The 20,260-nt window shown below is 61.3% G+C and carries 17 protein-coding genes; 10 read left to right on the top strand and 7 right to left on the bottom strand.

Going from position 1 to position 20,260, the window contains the following annotated elements; genetic code table 11:
• Positions 1 to 357 precede the first annotated feature (357 nt).
• Both katG and ACXAG8_RS17070 read right to left on the bottom strand, forming a co-directional pair.
• Complete coding sequence (gene katG, locus ACXAG8_RS17075) at positions 358 to 2,568, bottom strand: catalase/peroxidase HPI (RefSeq protein WP_475229715.1); 2,211 nt, start codon at positions 2,566 to 2,568, stop codon at positions 358 to 360.
• Between the two features lie 313 nt (positions 2,569 to 2,881).
• Positions 2,882 to 3,736: an SDR family oxidoreductase gene (locus ACXAG8_RS17070; RefSeq protein ID WP_475229711.1), complete on the bottom strand. Its 855-nt coding sequence runs from the start codon at positions 3,734 to 3,736 to the stop codon at positions 2,882 to 2,884.
• An 87-nt stretch (positions 3,737 to 3,823) separates the two neighbouring features.
• Between ACXAG8_RS17070 and ACXAG8_RS17065 the strand changes: the two genes are divergently transcribed.
• A complete protein-coding gene (locus tag ACXAG8_RS17065) occupies positions 3,824 to 4,456 on the top strand; it encodes a class I SAM-dependent DNA methyltransferase (protein ID WP_475229709.1) in 633 nt (210 codons plus the stop codon).
• A gap of 30 nt (positions 4,457 to 4,486) precedes the next feature.
• On the opposite strand, the gene ACXAG8_RS17060 is transcribed toward ACXAG8_RS17065, so the two are convergent.
• From ACXAG8_RS17060 to ACXAG8_RS17050, 3 genes are read right to left on the bottom strand one after another with little or no spacing between them, the layout of a single operon-like run.
• Positions 4,487 to 5,266 (bottom strand): carnitinyl-CoA dehydratase, encoded by a 780-nt coding sequence (locus tag ACXAG8_RS17060; protein ID WP_475229706.1) that lies wholly within the window; start codon positions 5,264 to 5,266, stop codon positions 4,487 to 4,489.
• The gene (locus ACXAG8_RS17055) at positions 5,263 to 7,278 is read right to left on the bottom strand and encodes an acetate--CoA ligase family protein (RefSeq protein WP_475229701.1); all 2,016 of its coding nucleotides are present in this window, start codon (positions 7,276 to 7,278) and stop codon (positions 5,263 to 5,265) included. Before ACXAG8_RS17055 ends, ACXAG8_RS17060 begins: the two co-directional genes overlap by 4 nt.
• A 16-nt stretch (positions 7,279 to 7,294) precedes the next feature.
• A complete protein-coding gene (locus tag ACXAG8_RS17050; RefSeq protein WP_475229698.1) occupies positions 7,295 to 8,455 on the bottom strand; it encodes an acyl-CoA dehydrogenase family protein in 1,161 nt (386 codons plus the stop codon).
• A gap of 78 nt (positions 8,456 to 8,533) precedes the next feature.
• Here ACXAG8_RS17050 and ACXAG8_RS17045 point away from each other — a divergent pair, with 78 nt between their 5' ends.
• On the top strand, positions 8,534 to 9,478 hold the full coding sequence (locus tag ACXAG8_RS17045; protein WP_475229693.1) for a GlxA family transcriptional regulator: 945 nt from the start codon (positions 8,534 to 8,536) through the stop codon (positions 9,476 to 9,478).
• A gap of 29 nt (positions 9,479 to 9,507) precedes the next feature.
• Here the strand turns inward: ACXAG8_RS17045 and ACXAG8_RS17040 are convergent, their stop codons facing one another.
• Positions 9,508 to 10,263 (bottom strand): class II aldolase and adducin N-terminal domain-containing protein, encoded by a 756-nt coding sequence (locus ACXAG8_RS17040; RefSeq protein ID WP_475229690.1) that lies wholly within the window; start codon positions 10,261 to 10,263, stop codon positions 9,508 to 9,510.
• A 235-nt stretch (positions 10,264 to 10,498) separates the two neighbouring features.
• On the opposite strand from ACXAG8_RS17040, the gene ACXAG8_RS17035 reads away from it, so the two are divergent.
• Positions 10,499 to 11,263: an HAD-IIB family hydrolase gene (locus tag ACXAG8_RS17035; RefSeq protein ID WP_475229682.1), complete on the top strand. Its 765-nt coding sequence runs from the start codon at positions 10,499 to 10,501 to the stop codon at positions 11,261 to 11,263.
• A gap of 19 nt (positions 11,264 to 11,282) precedes the next feature.
• The gene (locus tag ACXAG8_RS17030) at positions 11,283 to 12,518 is read left to right on the top strand and encodes a glycosyltransferase family protein (protein WP_475229678.1); all 1,236 of its coding nucleotides are present in this window, start codon (positions 11,283 to 11,285) and stop codon (positions 12,516 to 12,518) included.
• On the opposite strand, the gene ACXAG8_RS17025 is transcribed toward ACXAG8_RS17030, so the two are convergent.
• Entirely contained in the window at positions 12,496 to 14,247 is a 1,752-nt protein-coding gene (locus tag ACXAG8_RS17025) for a sugar phosphorylase (protein ID WP_475229736.1), read from the bottom strand. The genes ACXAG8_RS17030 and ACXAG8_RS17025 overlap by 23 nt on opposite strands.
• A 248-nt stretch (positions 14,248 to 14,495) precedes the next feature.
• On the opposite strand from ACXAG8_RS17025, the gene ade reads away from it, so the two are divergent.
• From ade to msrA, 6 genes are all read left to right on the top strand, one after another.
• Positions 14,496 to 16,298: an adenine deaminase gene (gene ade, locus ACXAG8_RS17020; RefSeq protein ID WP_475229671.1), complete on the top strand. Its 1,803-nt coding sequence runs from the start codon at positions 14,496 to 14,498 to the stop codon at positions 16,296 to 16,298.
• Positions 16,295 to 17,758: an AMP nucleosidase gene (locus ACXAG8_RS17015; RefSeq protein WP_475229663.1), complete on the top strand. Its 1,464-nt coding sequence runs from the start codon at positions 16,295 to 16,297 to the stop codon at positions 17,756 to 17,758. Before ade ends, ACXAG8_RS17015 begins: the two co-directional genes overlap by 4 nt.
• A 130-nt stretch (positions 17,759 to 17,888) precedes the next feature.
• The gene (locus ACXAG8_RS17010; protein ID WP_170453278.1) at positions 17,889 to 18,176 is read left to right on the top strand and encodes an HU family DNA-binding protein; all 288 of its coding nucleotides are present in this window, start codon (positions 17,889 to 17,891) and stop codon (positions 18,174 to 18,176) included.
• 141 nt (positions 18,177 to 18,317) lie between these two features.
• Positions 18,318 to 19,196, top strand: a complete 879-nt coding sequence (locus tag ACXAG8_RS17005; RefSeq protein WP_475229733.1) for a DMT family transporter — start codon at positions 18,318 to 18,320, stop codon at positions 19,194 to 19,196.
• Between the two features lie 94 nt (positions 19,197 to 19,290).
• Positions 19,291 to 19,737, top strand: a complete 447-nt coding sequence (msrB, locus tag ACXAG8_RS17000) for a peptide-methionine (R)-S-oxide reductase MsrB (RefSeq protein ID WP_475229649.1) — start codon at positions 19,291 to 19,293, stop codon at positions 19,735 to 19,737.
• A complete protein-coding gene (gene msrA, locus ACXAG8_RS16995) occupies positions 19,737 to 20,249 on the top strand; it encodes a peptide-methionine (S)-S-oxide reductase MsrA (protein WP_475229645.1) in 513 nt (170 codons plus the stop codon). Before msrB ends, msrA begins: the two co-directional genes overlap by 1 nt.
• Positions 20,250 to 20,260 lie beyond the last annotated feature (11 nt).

The raw sequence follows: 20,260 nt of genomic DNA, 5'->3' as shown, positions 1-20,260 counted from the left end.
CAATTCCAAACCTCAGATGCCCACCGTCTCTCCGATGCGTCTCCGCCGTTCCCAGCGTCCCAGCAACCGCCTCAGCAGCGCCGGTGAAGGGGTATTTACGGATTAGGTCTGGGACCTGCAACCCCCAATTTGAAAAAACTTCACATTTCCGTCCGGTTTCTTTCAACCCTTAATGAAAACAACATGTTAGCGTAACATTTCCCGCTGCGAAACGACCAAAAAGAGGCTTTGAGCAAGGGAAAGAACACCCTTTTGGCGGAATCGTACCCAATGCTTGGTAGGCGCCTCGGATACCGCCAATGAAAACGCCGCCCGAGTCCTGTCGGGCGGCGTCATTTGCTTGGGGTGTCGCGGGGTTCAGGTCAGATCAAACCGATCGGCATTCATGACTTTGACCCAGGCCGAAACAAAGTCCTCGGCGAATTTGCCTGCGGCGTCGGCCTGGCCATAAACCTCGGCCAAGGCCCGCAATTGGGAGTTTGACCCAAAGACCAGATCAACGCGCGTTCCGGTCCATTTCACTGCACCGCTGGCGCGGTCCCGGCCTTCGTATACACCGGATGCATCGGCCGAAGGTTTCCATTCGGTTCCCATGTCCAGAAGGTTGACGAAGAAGTCCGTGCTGAGCGTGCCGACATTGTCCGTGAATACGCCGTGACGGACGTCATCGAAATTGGCACCCATGACGCGCAACCCGCCGACCAGTACGGTCATCTCGGGCGCGGACAGCCCAAGCAGTTGGGCCTTGTCGACCAACAGCTCTTCGGGCGAGACCGAGTATTCGGATTTCTGGTAGTTCCGGAACCCGTCGGCAATTGGTTCGAGCACCGCAAAGGAGTCGACATCGGTCTGATCCTGCGTTGCATCAGTGCGGCCGGGCGTAAAGGGCACCTGGATGTCCTGGCCTCCAGCGCTGGCAGCCTGTTCCACGGCAACGCCACCGGCAAGAACGATAACGTCGGCCAGCGAAACCTTCTTGGCGCCCGATTGCGCGTCGTTGAAGGATTTTTGAACGCCTTCAAGTACGTCCAGAATACCCGACAGCTTAAGCGGTTCGTTTACCTCCCAGTCCTTTTGAGGAGCCAGACGGATTCGGGCCCCATTGGCCCCGCCGCGCATATCCGACCCCCGGAACGTGGACGCCGCGGCCCAGGCGGTCGAGACAAGATCCGAAACCGACAGGCCGCTGGCCAGAATGGCGGATTTCAGGTTTGCCACATCCGCGTCATCGATCAGGTCATGATCCACGGCGGGTACGTTGTCCTGCCAGATCAGGTCCTCGGTCGGGGCTTCGGCCCCCAGATACCGGGCGCGCGGCCCCATATCGCGGTGGGTCAGCTTGAACCATGCCCGGGCAAATGCATCTGCAAACTCGTCCGGGTTTTCGTGGAACCGCTTCGAGATCGGACCATAGATCGGGTCCATGCGCATCGCCATGTCGGCGGTGGTCATCATGGTCTTGACCTTTTTGGTCGCATCATGCGCTGCCGGGGCCATGTCTTCTTCTTTCACGCCGACCGGTTCCCAGATCCATGCGCCCGATGGGCTTTTGGTCAGGTTCCAGTCATAGCCGAACAACAGGTCGAAATAGCCGTTGTCCCACTGGATCGGGTTTGCGGTCCAAGCGCCTTCGATACCGCTGGTGGTGGTGTCATCGCCTTTGCCCGAACCGAACTTGTTGATCCAGCCAAGACCCATCTCTTCGATCGGGGCGGCCTCGGGTTCGGGACCAACCATGCCCGGGTCCCCGGCGCCATGGGCCTTGCCGAAAGTGTGGCCCCCGGCGACCAGCGCAACGGTTTCCTCGTCATTCATGGCCATGCGGGCAAAGGTGTCACGAATGTCACGCCCCGACGCGAGGATATTCGGTTCGCCATCCGGGCCTTCGGGGTTCACGTAGATCAGACCCATTTGCACCGCGGCCAGCGGGTTTTCCAGATCCCGGTCACCGGAATACCGGCTGTTTTCCTTATCGCTGGTGGCCAGCCATTCGGTTTCCGCACCCCAATAGATATCTTCTTCGGGTGCCCAGACATCGGCACGGCCGCCGGCAAAGCCGAAGGTTTTGCCACCCATGGATTCGATGGCGCAGTTCCCGGCCAGGATCATCAGGTCGGCCCAGGAAATCTTGTTTCCGTATTTCTGCTTGATCGGCCACAGCAGGCGGCGCGCCTTGTCCAGGTTCCCGTTGTCGGGCCAACTGTTAAGAGGCGCGAACCTTTGCGTGCCCGTCGATGCGCCGCCCCGGCCATCCGCCGTGCGATATGTGCCCGCGCTGTGCCAGGCCATACGAATGAACAATCCGCCATAATGCCCGTAATCGGCGGGCCACCAGTCCTGCGAATCCGTCATCAGGGCGTACAGGTCATCCTTCAGCGCCTGCAGGTCCAGTGACTTGAATTCTTCGGCATAGTCGAAACCCGCGCCCATCGGGCTGGACGCCTGCCCGTGCTGGTGAAGAATCGACAGGTTCAGTTGGTTGGGCCACCAATCCCGGTTTGACCGCACGCCCGATGCGCCGTGCATCACCGGGCATTTTGCCGTGTTTGGGTTGTCGCTTCCGTCCATTTCGCGCTCCATTCGTAGCTGATGCGTATTGCTTCGTGCAGACCGTTCGGCGGTCGGCAGGGTTACGGGTTCGAAAAACGTATCCGCCCAGCGTTACGCGATCATGTCGGCGCGGCATTGCGGCCCCGGTCATGACGGTGCGGTCGGACACCATTGATACCTGGGTAGGGATAGCAACTTTCATTCATTAATATAAGTTTTGTTTATTGATGGAAGTAATAGGTTTTAGCTATCACCTGGTCGCACGGCGTGTATCCCCTTGAACGATGCAAAAGGGACCGGCTGCGCGGTACGCGATGCAGGAATTGGCGCGTCAGTCCGCCGTCTGATCCTTCATCAGCGCCTCAAGCCCGACGCGATAGTTGGGATACAAAAGCGTGACGCCCAGCTCGTCCTTCATCCGGGCATTTCTGACACGCTTGTTTTCGTTGTAAAAACTGCGCGCCATCGGGGTCAGATCGGCCTGATCGAACGGAACTGCGGGTGGCAGGGGCAGGCCCTGCAGCTTGGCCGCATAGCCGATGACATCCTGCGGCGGGACAGGTTCATCGTCGCAGACATTGTAGATCGCGCCCGGATTTGAACGCAGCATCGAGGCCTGTAGAACCTGCGCGATATCGTCGACATGTATCCGCGAGAATACCTGACCGGGCTTGATGATCCGCCGCAATCCACCGCGCCTGAGCTTGGAAAACGGCCCGCGCCCGGGACCATAGATACCGGCCAGCCGGAATATATGCAGCGGCAAGTTGGGGATATCGGCCCATTGCCGCTCGGCCTTGATCCGCCACTGGCCGCGTTTTGCGGTCGGGGCCGGAGGCGTGGATTCGTCGACCCAATCGCCCTGATGGTCGCCGTAAACCGCCGTTGTCGACAGATATCCGACCCATGCAAACTGGGCCGCGCGGGCGGTGATTTCGTCGCGCAGTTCGGCAAGAACCGGGTCGCCCTCGGCCGAAGGTGCCGTTGAAATCAGCAGGTGCGTCACACCGTCAAAATCGGGCCGCGTGCCCGGCCAGATCAGCGGCTCGGCGCCCGAGGCGCGAATATGGGGGGTCTGATCGGAATTGCGCGTGGTTCCAACAACCCGCCAGCCCTGCCCGGCCAGACGCCGCGACAGCGCCTGGGCCGAATACCCGTGACCGAAAGAAAGAAGCGTGTTCGTCATAAGTCTTTGATGATCTGACCCGCGTTGGGATGCAAGCGCCGCATGGACGCACTTGATTCGAATCCCCTGTTGCGCCTTCATGATTCCATGAGCGATACAAAACCCGACCTGCATGCCGCCTATGCGCTGAAATCCCCCGAGGATCACAAGCGCCTGTATGCCGAATGGGCCGGCGACTATGACGAAGGGTTCGCCGCGCTTGAAGATTATCAGCTGCATATCAATACCGCCCGCGCCTTTGTCGGTGCCGGGGGCCAGGGGCCCGTGCTGGACGTGGGCGCGGGGACTGGCCTGTGCGGCGCGGTACTGGCCGGATTGGGCGTCGGACCGATCGACGCCACGGATATCAGCGTCGAAATGCTGGACCAGGCAATGCGCAAGGACATCTATCGCGACGCGATCGAAGCTGATCTGAACCAGGGCATACCGGTACCGCGCGACACCTATGCGGGCATCGTGTCGTCAGGCACCTTTACCCATGGCCATCTTGGCCCCGAAGCCCTGACCGCATTGTTGCGCGTTGCGCGCCCCGGCGCCCAGTTCGCGCTGTCGATCAATGCCCGACACTTTGACGCGCAAGGATTCGCCGCCACCCTGGGCAAGCTGGAACAGGGGCAGATCGAAAACCTGACACTGACCGAGACCCGGATCTATGGCGACCTGGCGGCAGGGCCCAACAAGGATGACACCGCCGTTATCGCCCTGTTCGAAAAGTCCTGAACCCGTATCCGCGTCCAGAAAGAACCGGTGTCAGCGGCCCTTCCATTGCGGGTCACGCTTTTCGGCAAAGGCGCGGGCCCCTTCCAGGTTGTCCTCTGACCCGTAAAGCACGTCGACCGTCTGCAATTGCCGCTTGGTGATCCTGTTCATGATGTCCTGAAACCGCGAATCCTCGGCCTCGCGCACGATCTCTTTGATCGCCGCATAGACCAGCGGCGGCCCACCTGCCAGCAACCGCGCCAGATCCCACGCCCGGTCCATCAATTGATCTGCTGGGACGATCTCGTTCACCAAACCCCAGCGATGCGCCTCGGCGGCGTCGAACCAGCGGCCCGTCAGCAGCAGCTCCATCGCGATATGATACGGGATGCGCTTGGGCAGCTTTACGCTGGCCGCGTCTGCCACGGTGCCCGAGCGGATCTCGGGCAGGGCAAAGCTGGCATGTTCCGCCGCCAGGATCATATCTGCGCTCAGCGCCAGTTCCAGCCCGCCACCGCAGGCAATTCCGTTGACCGCAGCGATCACCGGCTTGTTCATGTCGCGCATCTCTTGCAAGCCGCCGAAACCGCCGACGCCATAATCGCCATCAACCGCATCGCCATCGGCGGCGGCCTTCAGATCCCAGCCGGGGCAAAAGAACTTGTCGCCACCACCTGTCAGGATCGCAACGCGCAGGTCCGGGTCATCGCGAAAGTCACGAAAGACGTCGCCCATGATGCGGCTTGTGGCCAGGTCAATCGCATTCGCCTTGGGCCGGTCCAGCGTCACTTCGAGAATTGCGCCGTCGCGGCGGGTCTTGATCGGGGTCATTCACTTGCCTTTCGGATCAGGGCATCCACGGCGACCACCCCATCGGCGAGGCAGATCAGCGGATTGATTTCAACTTCGCCGACCGTTGCCGCGTTGGCAATGACATAGGCCTGAACGGACAAGACCGCATCCAGAACCGCGTCCATGTCGACGGCCGGTTTTCCACGATAGCCAGCCAACAGCGGCGCGCAGGCCAATTGGCCCAGCGCGGTTCTGAGCGCGGCCCGAGAGGCGGGAACCAGCACTGACACCGTATCGTGCAACAGCTCGGTCAGCACACCGCCCGCACCCAGCGTCAGAACGTAACCATGCGCCGGGTCGCGCGTGACCCCGATCAGCAACTCTGCCAGCGCTCCGGTGGCCATCTCTTCGATCAGAACCTGTTCGGTTCCGACCTGGCGCGCGGCCTCATCCAGCATGTCAAACCCGACGTTCAGGCGCACGGCGCCATGTTCGGATTTATGGGCAAACCCGACCCCCTTGACCGCGAAAGGCGGCACCAACCGCTGCGCCGCCGGGACGGCATCCTGTGCCCGGGCAACTCTGCTGCGCGGGACCGGCAGCCCATATTCGGCCAACGCCGATTTGGCCTGTGCTTCGGTCAGGGTCTGGTCTGCGCCCTCCTTTGACGGCGGGACAACCGGGTCGCAAGGGTCTGGCGACCGGCGCAGGGCGGCTTCGGCGGCGGCCAGCGCCTCGTGCAGTCCGGCAAAAGGCACCACGCCGCCCGCCATCAGGCGCTGCGCCACCGATTGCGGCATGAGTTCCGGCATCGTCGAAACAACCGCATAAGGCCTGCCTGTTGCGGCCACGCAATTCAGGGCGGCTTGGGTCGCGCATTCCCAATCCTGCGCGTCGGTATGCGGATAGTCGACAATGGCCATGGTCAAAGCCACATCCGACCCCGACAGCGCCGACCAGGCGCGGGTCATCGCCTGCGCGTCGCGCCATATATACGTGTGGTAATCCAGCGGGTTCGCCAACGCCACCATCGGGCCCAGCGCCGCGCGCAAATCGGCGCGTTGCGTTTGGGTCAGGGGTGGGAAATGCACCGCCCGGCCCACGGCCATGTCAGCGGCCAGGCTGGCCTCGCCGCCGGAACAACTGATCATCCCCAGCCCGCCACTGTCCAATCCGCCGGTGACATGCAACAGCTTGAGGGTTTCCAGAAAGCTGGGCACGTCGTTCAGACGCGCAAATCCCAGGCGGTTCAGAAAGGCCTGGGCCCCGGCATCCCCGCCCGCCAGCGAGGCGGTGTGTGAGATCGTGGCGGCCTGCGCCTGGGCGGAACGCCCCACTTTCAGCGCGATCACGGGAACACCGCGTGCGCGCGCCCTGGCCGCAAGCCTTTCCCATTTGCGCAGATTGCCAAACCCCTCGATATGGACACCGATGGCGGTGATCCGGTCATCGTCCAGCAGAGACAAGGCGATATCGGCCTGATGCGTCTGCGCCTGGTTTCCGCAGGTCAGCATAAAGGCCAGCGGCAGCGCCCGGCGCTGCATGGTCATGTTGATCGCCATGTTGGAGCTTTGGGTCAGGATCGCGACGCCCCGGTCGACCGGGTGCATCCCATGCTGGTCTGGCCAGATCGCCACCCGGTCCAGCGCATTTACAAACCCATAGCAGTTCGGCCCGAGGATCGGCATGCGACCGGCGGCCTTTACCAGTTGCGCCTGCAGGTCGGCGGCGCAATCGTCTTCGGCCCGCGCCTCGGTAAAGCCCGAGGCAAAGCAGACCGCGCCGCCGCACCCAAGTGCCGCGAGCGCGGCGACGGTCCCGATCGTTGCGTGGCGGTTGATGCCGATGAACGCGATATCAGGCGCGTGCGGCAGGTCTTGGATGGTTGGAAAAGCGGGTTCTGAGACGACCGCATTTGCCTTTGGGTGCACGGGCCAGATCGCGCCCTGATACCCGAACCGGCGGGCCTGGCGGATGACCTCGGCGCACCATGCTCCGCCGCCGATCACAGCGATTGAGGCAGGGTTGAGCGCGCGGTTCAGGATGTGCATGCCTTGGGCCCCGACGTCACGCGCCCAGCGCGCGCAACAGGTCGCGGCTGATGATGTGGCGCTGAATCTCGCTGGTCCCGTCCCAGATCCGTTCGACCCGCGCATCGCGCCAGAAACGTTCCAGCGGATAGTCGTCCATCAGGCCCATGCCGCCATGCACCTGGATCGCCGCATCGGTGACCCGCGCCAACATTTCCGAGGCGTAAAGCTTGGCCGAGGCGATTTCGCGATTGGCGGGCAGACCCTTGTCCAGCCGGTCGGCGGCTGCAAGCGTCAACAGGTCTGCCGCGTCAATCTCGGTGATCATGTCGGAAATCTGGAAACTGACGCCCTGGAACTTGCCGATCTTCTGGCCGAACTGTTCGCGGGTTGCGGCATAATCCAGCGCGTAATCAAACGCGCGGCGCGCCCGGCCAACGGACATCGCTGCCACGGTGATCCGCGTGGCATAAAGCCAGGTGTTCATCACCTCGAACCCGCCATCGACCGCGCCCAGGACCTGCGCATCCGGCAGGCGGCAATCGTCGAAATCAAGCACCATGTTCTTGTAACCACGGTGGCTGACCGATTTATAGCCGTCCCGGATGGTAAAGCCCGGCGTGCCGCGATCGACCAGAAAGGCGGTGATGCGCTTCTTGGGGCCTTTCGGCGTCTGATCCTCGCCAGTGGCGATGAACACGATGATGAAATCGGCATGTTCCGCGCCCGAGATGAAATGCTTGGTGCCGTTGACCACCCAGTCGCCGCCATCGCGCTGGGCCGAACATTTCATGCCCCGCACATCCGAACCCGCGCCCGGTTCAGTCATGGCAAGCGCATCCATCTTTTCGCCGCGCACGGCAGGCATCAGATAGCGGTCGACCTGCTCGCCCTTGCAGGCCATCAGGATGTTCTGTGGCCGCCCAAAGAAATGGTTCAACGCCATCGAACCTCGGCCGAGTTCCCGCTCGACCAGCGCAAATTCCAGGTGGTTCAGCCCGGCACAACCGACACTTTCGGGAAAGTTGCAGGCATAAAAGCCCAACTCGATCGTCTTGCGCTTGATCTCGTCTGCAATGTCCTGCGGGACCTCTCCGGTGCGTTCGACAAGGTCCTCGTGGGGGTAAATCTCGTTCTCGACAAAACTGCGGACGGTCGAGGCGATCATTTCCTGCTCGTCGGTCAGGCCATATTGCATTCTGGGAACTCCGCGTCTGAGGGTAAGGGTATCCTGACGAGGCTTGCGACCAATATCATGCAGGTTTAGAATATGTTCATGCCAGTTTGGACAAAATCCCCCTCTGCGACGCAGCATGTCGGTGTGCTGCTATTTGACGGGTTTTCCAACCATTGCCTTGCCAACACGGTCGAGCCGCTGCGCGCGGCAAACACGCTGAGCGGGCGCACATGTTATGACTGGCGGTTCCTTTCACTGGACAGCGGGCCGGTGACGTCGTCCTCGGGCTTGCAGGTGGCGCCGCATGACCGACTGGCCGATGCGCAGGGTGATCTGTTGATGGTGATGCCCTCTTATGGGTTTCGGGCGCATGGCGGATGGCGCACCCAGGCCGGATTGCGTGCAGCCGCGACGCGGTTCGACGTTCTGGCCGGACTGGATACCGGCAGTTGGCTGCTGGCGCAGGCGGGGCTGCTGGACGGGCACCGCGCAACGATCCACTGGGAAGAACTGACCGCGTTTACCGAGCGTTTTCCCGAGGTCACCGCCTGCCGAGAGCGTTTCGTGATCGACGGCAACCGCATCACCTGTTCCGGCGCAATGGCGGCATTTGATCTGGTGATGCACCTGATCGGGCAGGACCAGGGTCAGGCGCTGGCGCTGGAGGTGGCGCAGCTGTTCATGACCCGCGGCTCGGGCCGGTCGCATTTCGGCGGTGCGGGTTCGGCCAGCAGCCCGGTCAACCGGGCGCTGGCGCTGATGCAGGAACACATGGAAAACCCGCTGCCCATTCCCGAGATTGCGCGCCGGGTCGGACGATCGCAGAAAATGCTGGAAACGCGGATGCGGGCCGATCTGGGGGCGGGTCCGGCGCGGATTTATCGCCGCCTGCGCCTGGGGCTGGCGCGAAAACTGGTAACCGAAACGGACCTGACCATCGCCGAGATTGCCCTGCGTGCAGGGTATGAAAACCCCAGCGCCCTGACCCGCGCATTCCGGGCAGAGTTTTCCACGACACCACGCGCCCTTCGCCGGCGGGCTTAGATCCGTCGCCGCGATAAACAATGCCGGGTTCAGGTCGCGTAATCCGATCCTTCAGCGTCCAGAACGGCCTTGATCTCTCGGAGAAAGGCGGCGGCCTGCTCGGGGTAGTCTTCGATTTCCTGCGCGGTTTTCTCGGCAATCTCGTCGGACAAAACCCGCAACGGCTGTTGGGTCTGCAAGGCGCGGATATATGTTTCCGCCGCGCGTTCCAGGTAATAGAGCCTGTTGAACGTATCCGCGACGTCGCTGCCGATCACCAAAACGCCATGGTTGCCCATGATCATCACTTTGATGCGCGGGTCCGTCAGCATCGCGGCGCAGCGCTCACCTTCGCTTTCAAAGGCCAGACCGCCAAATTCGGAATCGATGACATAGCGGTTGAAGAACATTGCCGTGTTCTGATCGATCGGCGGGATGGTGCTGTCGGCCAGTGTCGCAAGGACGGTGGCGAAAATGGAATGGACGTGAATGACACAGCGCGCATGGGCGCATGTGCGGTGGATGGCGCCGTGCAGACCCCAGGCCGTTGGATCCGGTGCGCCCGGCTGGCGCATCACCTCGGGGTCGTTCGCGTCCAGCAACAGCAGGTCAGATGCCTTGATGCGCCCGAAATACATCTGGTTGGGGTTCATCAGGAACTGCGTTCCGTCATCGTTGACGGCAAGGCTGAAATGGTTGGCGACGCCTTCATGCATGTTCAGACGTTCCGTCCACCGGAACACCGCGGCCAGGTCCACGCGGCTGGACCAGTGATCCATGTTGGGACGAAGGTTGGCGACGCTCATTTGCTCTCTCCCTTTGGAAACCATGTGACCCGAAACAGGCGGAACTGTGCATCCCGCAGGACGGTTTGACCAACAAAATTTTGACGGCCCGCAGCACCCCCGACCTGCCCGCCCCGCCAAAGGTCGCCCAAAAATTCAGCACAGGCCAAAATTTATTCGCGAAATTAGGCAGATTCGGACCCTATTGCCCAATTGCACAATTGAATGGCAGGCGCCGAATGGCAGTATGGCGGCAATGACGCACCACCTTTCCCTGCTGGTCTTTTCGGATCTGGACGGCACCTTGCTCAGCCACGGCGACTATGGCTGGGCCGAAGCCAGACCGGGGTTGGCGCGGCTGCGGGCGCTGGGGGCGGGCCTTGTCCTTGCCAGCAGCAAGACCTCGGCCGAGATGATCCCCCTGCGCGACGAAATCGGGTCTTCGGACTGGCCTGCCATCGTCGAAAACGGGGCCGGGATTTTGTGGTCCGGTGAAACAGATATCGGGGACGCCCAGACCTATGCGGATCTTCGCAAGACGATAAAGACGCTTCCCGTGGGGTTTGTCGGATTTGGCGACATGACCGTGCAAGAGGTTGCGGACCAGACCGGCCTCGACAGTCAGGCGGCAAGCCGTGCCCGCCAACGACAGTTCAGCGAACCCGGTGTCTGGACCGGCACCCGCGCAGAGTTGGACACGTTTCTGGCCGCGTTGAAAAATGCCGGTCTGAGCGCGCGGCAGGGCGGCCGGTTCCTGACCATTTCATCAGGCAGGACCAAGGCCGATGCAATGTCCGAAGTCACAGCCAGGCTAAAGCCCGACCGGACCATCGCATTGGGCGACGCCCCCAATGATGCCGAGATGATCATGGCCGCAGATATTGGCGTCATCGTCCGAAACCCGCACGGGCCGGGGATCGCGCCCCTGACATCGGACCAATCAGGCCGCATACTGCGAACAACCCAGGTGGGGCCGGCAGGCTGGGCCGAAGCCATACTCACCCTGACCAAAGACACATAAGCGACCAACGGGAACCGACATGGCCGACTTTCATCAAAACGGAAACATCACTACGCTGCACAATCTCAGAAACCGCCCCGCAGCGGATCTGACGCGGGAAATCGCCGTGTTTGCGGAAACGCGCAAGGTGACGCTTATCCTGCCCTGCCTGTATTCGGAACTTGAAGGGCCGGCGCTGGAAAATATCCTGAACGAGCTGTCTCAGGTGTCCTACCTGCACCGGATCGTCATCGGTCTGGACCGCGCAACCGAAGAACAATTCCGCCACGCGCGGGCCTTTTTCAGCCGGTTGCCACAGCAGCATACCGTCATCTGGAATGACAGCCCCCGAATGCTGGAGATGCAGGACCGGCTTGCCGCGCGCGGGCTGGCCCCGCAAGAACCGGGAAAGGGCAAGAATGTCTGGACCTGCATGGGCTATCTGCTGTCCTGCGCGGACAGTTCGGTAATGGCCATCCACGATTGCGATATCCTGACCTATAACCGCGAAATGCTGGATCGGCTGATCTATCCGGTGGTCAATCCAACCTTTCCCTATCAGATGGCCAAGGGCTTTTATCCCCGCGTCGGTGACGGCAAGCTGAACGGCCGCGTCACCCGGTTGCTGATCAGCCCACTGCTGATCGCCCTGAAACGGGTGGTCGGAGACCGCGACTATATCGACTTTCTCAGAAGCTTTCGCTATCCGCTTTCCGGCGAGTTCGCGATCCGGACCCCAACGCTGCCGGACCTGAGGATACCCTCGGACTGGGGGCTGGAAATCGGTGTCCTGTCCGAAGCGTGGCGCAACCTGGCTCCGCAATCCGTTTGCCAGGTCGAAATTGCCGACAATTACGACCACAAGCACCAGGTTCTTTCCCAAGAGGATGCCACCAAGGGCCTGAGCCGCATGTCGACTGATATCTGCAAGGCGATCTTTCGCAAGCTTGCGGCGGACGGCACCGTGTTTACCCAGAACACGTTCCGCACGCTCAAGGCGACATATTACCGGTCAGCGCTGGACCTGCTGGACGGGTATTACAACGATGCCAAGATGAACGGGCTGGTGCTGGACCGGCACAAGGAAGAAAAGTCGATCGAACTTTTTGCGGAAAACATCATTCGGGCGGGGCAGATTTTCCTGGAAACACCCAACGAAACGCCTTTCATTCCCACCTGGAACCGCGTCCACGCCGCCGATACGGAGTTTCTGGCTAACCTGCGAACCGCCGTTGCCGCGGATCTGGATGAGTTCACCCCGTCACCACGTTCGTGATCCACCGGCATTGATAGGGGGCCAGCCCAATATCGCCCCCGTCACCGTCAATGATTTCGCCACTCAGCAGATCAGTCCAACTGTCATCCGCAATGAGGTTGACCGCCGAAGGGCTTACCGTGACGGGCTGCGAGGACAGGTTGTGCAGGGCAAAAATCGACTGGCTTCGATCCAGGCTCTGACGCCAAAGCCCGAAGACACGGTCGTCAAGCTGCAAGGTGAATTGCGTTGCATTCGGGTGAAATGCGGGCTGTCTTGACCGCAGCTTCAGGCGGCGGGACAGTTCCGACAATACGCGGGACTGGTTCGACCCCGGATCGGCCAGTTGCGCCAGCAGGTCGGGATAATGCCACCGGTGACGGTTGATCGCCCGGTTCATGCCACGGCGTTCGACCGCTTCGTGGTCATTCGGCGTGGCCAGCAGGGAGTGGATGTAAAAGGCCGGGATGCCTTCCATCGACATCACGACGGATTGCGAACAAATGAAGCGGGCAAGATGGTACTGGTCCTCGCCTTCAAACGTCGCCCGCAGCGCCTCGAAAAAGCTGCAGTTCAGTTCATAGGGTTCCTCGCGCCCGTCCGGCAGGGCCCGCATGGAGACCAGCCCGCCCAGGCCACGAACCGTTTCGATCATCCGGTCGCGCTCGTCCGGGGGCAAAACACCTTCGGCGGGGCGCATGCCGATGCCATCGTGGCTGGCCGTGAAATTGAGATAGGCGCATCCCAACTGCGCCGGGGGCATGGTCGATTGCCACCGGCTGAGATACCGCGCCGTGCCCGCCTGCAACGCATGCAGGATCAGCGGCGGCAGCGGAAAATTGTAGACCGCATGCGCCTCGTTCCTGTTGCCGAAATAGCTGAGGTTCTCGGTCCTTGGCACATTGGTTTCCGTCAGCAAAACCACGGTTTCCGAGGTATAATCGCACAAAAGACGCAGCAACCGGACGACCGCATGGGTCTGCGGCAGGTGAATGCATGTCGTGCCGGCCTCTTTCCACAGGAAGGCCACGGCATCCAGCCGCAATATGCGGACACCCTTGTCGATATGCAGGCGTATGACCTTTAGCATCTCGATCAGAACTTCGGGGTTCCTGAAATCCAGATCGACCTGATCGTGGCTGAAGGTGCACCAGACATGCCGCTCGCCACGGCTGGTGTCCACCTTGCGCAACAGGGGCGTTGTACGCGGCCGGACCACCTTGGACAGGTCATCATCCGGTTCAGCCTCGAAAAAGAACCCGTCATGGGGCGCTTTGCCCATAAGATAGTTGTTGAACCACTCGCCCTGGCTGGACACATGGTTCAACACCAGGTCCGACATCAGGTGAAAATCGCTGGCGATCCGCATGATATCGGCCCAGTCCCCCAACTGTGGACTGACCGTGTAATAGTCGGACACGGCGAACCCGTCATCCGAGGTAAAAGGAAAGAACGGCAGGATATGGACGCCGTTCACAACGCCATCCAGGTGGCGGATCAGGAAGTCATGCAAAACGTCCAGAGGCTTGTGCGAGCCGTCTTCGATCGAGTTGCCATAGGTGATCAGGACACTGTCGCGTTCCGACCAAAGCCGGTTTCCCGGTTTGCGCCCCAGCTTGCGCATATGGGTTTGCGACGGCCAGAAAACATCGACAACCCGCCGCGACAACGCGTCGGTGTCATGTGTCGGGTAGATCTGCCTGAGCAATTCGTCGAGCCGCCGGAAAAGGCTGTTGTTCTGGTTGGTCACGTTGTCTTGCTGATGCCTTGTTGTGGTCGCTTCGTTCTGTGCCGTCAAAATCGTTTCGCAGATCGTCTGCGGTGTCAAACCAACCCGGCCAAGGCGGCAGGGCGATTGGGCGCGGCTTCGGACACTGCCCAATGTTTGGGCAGGTTCAGGCACGCGAAAGCGGCCGAGCCTTTGCGGGCCCGCATGACGGTTTCACGACAGCTCAATTGCAGGGTTGAACCTTTTAGCGCGTTGGGGAAAGTTGGGCCATGGAATATAAGCCTTTTCCCAGCTGGCCCGACGTGGCCCCCCGCCTGATCGCCGTCGCCGCCGGACGCGAACCCGCCGATACCGTGATCCGCGGCGGCGTCTGGATCAACGTCCACACCCGCGAAGCCCTGCCCGACCATTCGGTGGCTATTGCCGAAGGCCGCATCGCCTTTGTCGGGCCCGACGCGTCCCATTGTACCGGCCCTGAAACCCGAATCATCCAAGCGCAGGGGCGCTATATGATCCCCGGCCTGTGTGACGCCCATATGCATATTGAATCCGGCATGCTGACCCCGGCCGAATTCGCCCGCGCAGTCATCCCGCATGGCACCACATCGATGTTCACCGACCCGCACGAGATCGCAAATGTGCTGGGCCTCGACGGTGTGCGCATGATGCATGACGAGGCTTTGCTGCAGCCGGTGAACATATTCACCCAGATGCCGTCTTGCGCGCCTTCGGCACCCGGGCTAGAGACCACCGGATACGAAATCTCGCCGCAGGACGTTGCCGAGGCGATGACCTGGCCCGGCATCATCGGGCTGGGCGAGATGATGAACTTTCCCGGCGTGGTCCAGGGCGACCCAAAGATGCTGGCGGAAATCGCGGCCACGCAGAATGCCGGAAAAACGGTCGGCGGGCATTATGCTTCGCCTGATTTAGGGCCTGATTTTGCGGCCTATGTGGCCGGCGGCCCGGCCGATGATCACGAAGGCACCTGCGAGGCGGACGCAATTGCCCGCGTGCGGCAGGGGATGCGGTCCATGATGCGGCTGGGTTCGGCCTGGTACGATGTCGAAAGCCAGATCACCGCGGTGACAGAAAAAGGGCTGGACCCGCGCAACTTTATCCTTTGCACCGACGATTGCCACTCTGGCACGCTGGTCAACGAAGGCCATATGAACAGGGTCGTGCGGCACGCCATTGCCTGCGGTTGCGACCCGCTGATCGCCCTGCAGATGGCAACGCTGAACACCGCCACGCATTTCGGGCTGGAGCGCGAGATTGGCTCAATCACGCCCGGACGGCGGGCGGATATCATCCTGACGCCGGACCTGAAGGAGCTGCCGATCGACATGGTCATTGCCCGCGGCCAGGTGGTGGCGGAAAACGGTGCGATCACCGTGGATTGCCCGCATTACGACTGGCCCGACCGGGCGCGAAACACCGTCCATCTGGGCCATCCGCTGACCGCTGCGGATTTCGAGATCACCCCGCCCGCCGGTGCAAACCGCGTGCAGGCCAATGTAATCGGCGTGGTGGAAAACCAGGCGCCCACAAAGGCGCTCAAGGCCGAATTGCCGATCATCGGCGGCCTGGTCGAAGGCGAAGGCGATGTCTGCCAGATTGCACTGGTCGAACGGCATCGCGCCACCGGCGGCGTGACCAACGCCTTTGTATCCGGTTTCGGATACCAGGGGCCGATGGCCATGGCCTCGACCGTGGCACATGACAGCCATCACATGATCGTGGTGGGCACCGACCGCGAACAGATGGCGCTTGCCGCAAACCGGCTTGCCGAGGTCGGCGGCGGCATCACGATTTTCCGCGATGGCCAGGAACTGGCGCTGGTCAGGCTGCCGATTGCGGGCCTCATGTCCGACAGCCCGGCCTTTGACGTCGCCGAAAACGCCCAAAAGATGGTCGAGGCGATGCAGGCCTGCGGCTGCAAGCTCAACAACGCCTATATGCAGCATTCCCTTTTGGCCCTGGTCGTGATCCCCGAATTGCGGATCTCGGATCTGGGGCTGGTGGATGTGCGCAGTTTTGAAAAGATTGACCTTCTGGAACCACTTGCATGACTGAAACAAGAACACCCAACGCACCGGCCCCCGAGGATTTCACCGACCCGGCGGCCGCGGTTGCCCGCCTGGAAGAGCTGTATGAACAGGCAACCGGATTTCTCTGCGACAGCTTCGCCGATGCCATTGCGAACGGCTCGCCATCAGAACGATTCAGGGCCTATTACCCGGAAATTCGCATCCGAACGTCGTCATACGCCCAAGTCGACAGCCGGTTGAGCTTTGGCCATGTCGCGGAACCCGGCGCTCATGCCACGACCGTAACCCGGCCCGATCTGTTCCGGTCTTACCTGACCCAGCAGATCGCCTTGCTGATCCGGAACCATGACCAGCCGGTGACCATCGGGCCGTCGACCACGCCGATCCCGGTGCATTTTGCAGTGGCCAACAACCCCGACCTGGTCGTTCCCCACCAGGGCGCCGCCGGTTTTACCCTGCGCGACGTGTTCGACGTGCCGGACCTGACGACCACCAACGACGATATCGTCAACGGTGTCCACGAACTGACCGACGAGGTTGGCCCGCTGGCCCTGTTTACCGCGCAGCGCGTGGATTATTCGCTGGCGCGGCTGGCCCATTACACGGCCACCGATCCCGACCATTTTCAGAACCACGTTCTGTTTACCAACTATCAGTTCTATGTGTCCGAGTTCGAAAACTATGCCCGTGCCCAGCTTGGCGATCCGGACAGCGGATATACCAGCTTTGTCTCGACCGGGAATGTCGAAATCACCGACCCGCAGGCCGCGATCGAACAGCCGCTGAAATTGCCGCAAATGCCGACCTATCACCTGAAACGGGCCGATGGTTCGGGGATCACGCTGGTCAATATCGGGGTCGGCCCGTCGAACGCAAAAACCGCCACCGACCATATCGCTGTCTTGCGCCCGCATGCCTGGCTGATGGTCGGGCATTGTGCCGGGCTGCGCAACACGCAGGCGCTGGGCGATTTCGTCCTGGCCCATGCCTATCTGCGCGAAGACAAGGTTCTGGACGATGATCTGCCGGTCTGGGTGCCAATCCCGCCGCTGGCCGAGGTGCAGGTTGCGCTGGAACAGGCGGTGGCCGAAGTGACCGAGCTGGAAGGCTATGAGCTGAAGCGGATCATGCGGACCGGAACCGTTGCTTCGGTCGACAACCGGAACTGGGAACTGCGCGATCAGTCCGGCCCGGTGCAACGGCTCAGCCAATCGCGGGCCATCGCGCTGGACATGGAAAGCGCGACGATTGCCGCAAACGGCTACCGGTTTCGTGTCCCCTACGGCACATTATTGTGCGTTTCGGACAAGCCGCTGCATGGCGAACTTAAGCTGCCCGGCATGGCCTCGGCCTTTTACACAACGCAAGTCAGCCGCCACCTGGCCATAGGAATTCGCGCGATGGAGCATCTCCGCGGCATGCCTCTGGAGCGTTTGCACAGCCGGAAATTGCGTTCTTTCGACGAAACCGCCTTCCTCTGACGCAAAAAAACAACGAAATCCCCATGTTTTTGGGGTTTTCAGCGCTACTATTCGTTGTGTTTAACTACAATATCCCGTTACAGTCACGCCGTGAGGCCCAAGAGATCGGGCACGTTAAGGAGACCAAGAAATGGCAAAGCCTATGACAAAGACTCAGCTGGTTGCTGCTCTCGCTGAGGAAATGGGAACCGACAAGAAATCCGCAAACTCCGCGCTGGAGGCCATCACCGGCCTGATCACCCGCGAAGTTTCGGCCGGTGGCGCAGTAACCCTGCCCGGCGTCGGCAAAATCTACTGCCGCGAGCGCCCCGAGCGCATGGTGCGCAACCCTGCGACCGGCGAGCAGTTCAAGAAAGAAGCCGACAAAGTGGTCAAGATGACCATTGCCAAGGCACTGAAGGACAGCGTGAACGGCTGATACCAGCCTTTCAAGCACATCAGATCAAGGGTCGCGGTCACGCGGCCCTTTTTCTTTGGCGGCATTGGCCCGCGCCTATGGTTCGGCTTGCGGCGCCCGGATATTTCGGAAACAGTCGCGGCGATCTGACAGGGGGTCATGATGGATATTCGCGCAATTGCCATGGGGCTGACGTTTGCCCTGATCTGGTCGTCGGCCTTTACCTCGGCGCGGATCATTGTGGCCGATGCGTCGCCTCTGTTTTCCCTGGCTCTTCGGTTTCTGATTTCGGGCATTCTGGGCGTGGCAATCGCCCGCATCATGGGCCAAAGCTGGCGCCTGACCCGGTCGCAATGGTACGCCACCATCTTGTTCGGTATATGCCAGAATGCCCTTTATTTGGGTCTGAATTTCTATGCGATGCAAACGATCGAAGCCTCGGTGGCGGCGATCCTGGCTTCGACCATGCCCCTTTTGGTCGCCTTGGCCAGCTGGGCCTTTTTGGGCGAAAGGTTGCGACCGCTGGGGATTTTGGGGTTGCTGGCCGGTTTCGCGGGCGTCGCGCTGATCATGAGCAGCCGCATCAGCGCCGGAATTGACATGTTCGGCGTTGTGCTGTGCGGGATTGGGGCGCTGGCGCTGACCTTCGCCACGCTTGCGGTGCGCGGGGCGACCTCGGGCGGGAATTTCATGATGGTCGTCGGCCTGCAGATGTTCGTCGGCTCGGCCGTTCTGTTTGTTGCCGCGCCCCTGTTTGAAACGATCCATATCAATCTGACGGTCCCCCTGGTGCTGGCCTTCAGCTATACGACCCTGTTCCCGGGCCTGCTGGCCACCCTGATCTGGTTCATGCTGCTTAACCGGATCGGGCCGATCCGTGCGGCCACGTTTCATTTCCTGAACCCGGTTTTTGGCGTGGCCATCGCGGCAATCCTGCTGGGCGAACACCTTGGGCCACTGGACGCCGTCGGCGTCGCGGTCACGACGCTGGGCATCCTTGCGGTTCAGCTTTCGCGGCAACCCCAGGTCAAACCGACCTGAAACCACACGGCTGCGCGAGGCAGGTGAAACAAGCCTTTGCTTTCCCGCAGCGGACCCCATTTACTGTGCAACACCACACCAGACCGGAGGACCCATGACCCGCTTCACCAAATCCCCCGAGGCCGTCGCCGCCCTTTCCCCCGAAGAGTTTCGCGTGACCCAGCAAAACGGAACCGAGCGCCCCGGCACTGGCAAGCACCTGAACAACCACGCACCGGGCATCTATGTCGACATCGTTTCCGGTGAGCCGCTGTTTGCGTCGACCCACAAATACGAATCCGGCTGTGGCTGGCCCAGCTTTACCAAGCCGATCATCCATGAGCATGTCACAGAATTCGAAGACCGGACGCTTGGCATGATCCGAACCGAGGTTCGGTCCAAACACGGCGACAGCCATCTGGGGCATGTATTCCCCGACGGGCCGCGCGAACAGGGCGGGATGCGCTATTGCATCAACTCCGCAGCCCTGCGTTTCGTCCATCGCGACGAGATGAAAGAACAGGGCTATGGCGAATACCTCATTCACGTGGAGGACGTATGATGACACAGGAACGCGCTGTTCTGGCCGGGGGCTGCTTCTGGGGAATGCAGGACCTGATCCGCAAATTGCCGGGCATTTCCCGCACCCGCGTAGGGTATACCGGCGGCGACGTGGCCAACGCCACCTATCGCAACCATGGCACGCATGCCGAGGCGATCGAAATCTGGTTCGATCCAGCGGTGATCAGCTATCGCGATCTGCTGGCGTTCTTCTTTCAGATCCACGACCCGACCACGATCAACCGTCAGGGCAATGACATCGGCATGAGCTATCGTTCGGCCATCTACCATGTGGACGAGGCACAGAAACTGGTGGCGCTGGACACAATCGCCGATGTCGACGCAAGCGGGCTCTGGCCCGGCAAGGTCGTGACCGAGGTCGCACCGGTGGGTGACTTCTGGGAGGCCGAGCCGGAACACCAGGACTATCTCGAACGCATTCCGAACGGGTATACCTGCCACTTCCCGCGCGCCGATTGGGTCTTGCCCAAGCGCACCGACGCCGCCGAATAAGACCCCCCGTC

It is taken from the genome of Ruegeria sp. ABD4_443 (assembly GCF_056160865.1).
The sequence above is the reverse complement of the archived record's forward strand: the minus strand, read 5'-3'. Positions and strand labels throughout refer to the sequence as shown.

Bases quoted from the DNA above. Each gene is read 5' to 3' on its own strand.
- katG (WP_475229715.1), bottom strand. From the start codon at position 2,568: ATGGACGGAAGCGACAACCCAAACACGGCAAAATGCCCGGTGATGCAC.
- ACXAG8_RS17070 (WP_475229711.1), bottom strand. From the start codon at position 3,736: ATGACGAACACGCTTCTTTCTTTCGGTCACGGGTATTCGGCCCAGGCG.
- ACXAG8_RS17065 (WP_475229709.1), top strand. From the start codon at position 3,824: ATGAGCGATACAAAACCCGACCTGCATGCCGCCTATGCGCTGAAATCC.
- ACXAG8_RS17060 (WP_475229706.1), bottom strand. From the start codon at position 5,266: ATGACCCCGATCAAGACCCGCCGCGACGGCGCAATTCTCGAAGTGACG.
- ACXAG8_RS17055 (WP_475229701.1), bottom strand. From the start codon at position 7,278: ATGCACATCCTGAACCGCGCGCTCAACCCTGCCTCAATCGCTGTGATC.
- ACXAG8_RS17050 (WP_475229698.1), bottom strand. From the start codon at position 8,455: ATGCAATATGGCCTGACCGACGAGCAGGAAATGATCGCCTCGACCGTC.
- ACXAG8_RS17045 (WP_475229693.1), top strand. From the start codon at position 8,534: ATGCCAGTTTGGACAAAATCCCCCTCTGCGACGCAGCATGTCGGTGTG.
- ACXAG8_RS17040 (WP_475229690.1), bottom strand. From the start codon at position 10,263: ATGAGCGTCGCCAACCTTCGTCCCAACATGGATCACTGGTCCAGCCGC.
- ACXAG8_RS17035 (WP_475229682.1), top strand. From the start codon at position 10,499: ATGACGCACCACCTTTCCCTGCTGGTCTTTTCGGATCTGGACGGCACC.
- ACXAG8_RS17030 (WP_475229678.1), top strand. From the start codon at position 11,283: ATGGCCGACTTTCATCAAAACGGAAACATCACTACGCTGCACAATCTC.
- ade (WP_475229671.1), top strand. From the start codon at position 14,496: ATGGAATATAAGCCTTTTCCCAGCTGGCCCGACGTGGCCCCCCGCCTG.
- ACXAG8_RS17015 (WP_475229663.1), top strand. From the start codon at position 16,295: ATGACTGAAACAAGAACACCCAACGCACCGGCCCCCGAGGATTTCACC.
- ACXAG8_RS17010 (WP_170453278.1), top strand. From the start codon at position 17,889: ATGGCAAAGCCTATGACAAAGACTCAGCTGGTTGCTGCTCTCGCTGAG.
- ACXAG8_RS17005 (WP_475229733.1), top strand. From the start codon at position 18,318: ATGGATATTCGCGCAATTGCCATGGGGCTGACGTTTGCCCTGATCTGG.
- msrB (WP_475229649.1), top strand. From the start codon at position 19,291: ATGACCCGCTTCACCAAATCCCCCGAGGCCGTCGCCGCCCTTTCCCCC.
- msrA (WP_475229645.1), top strand. From the start codon at position 19,737: ATGACACAGGAACGCGCTGTTCTGGCCGGGGGCTGCTTCTGGGGAATG.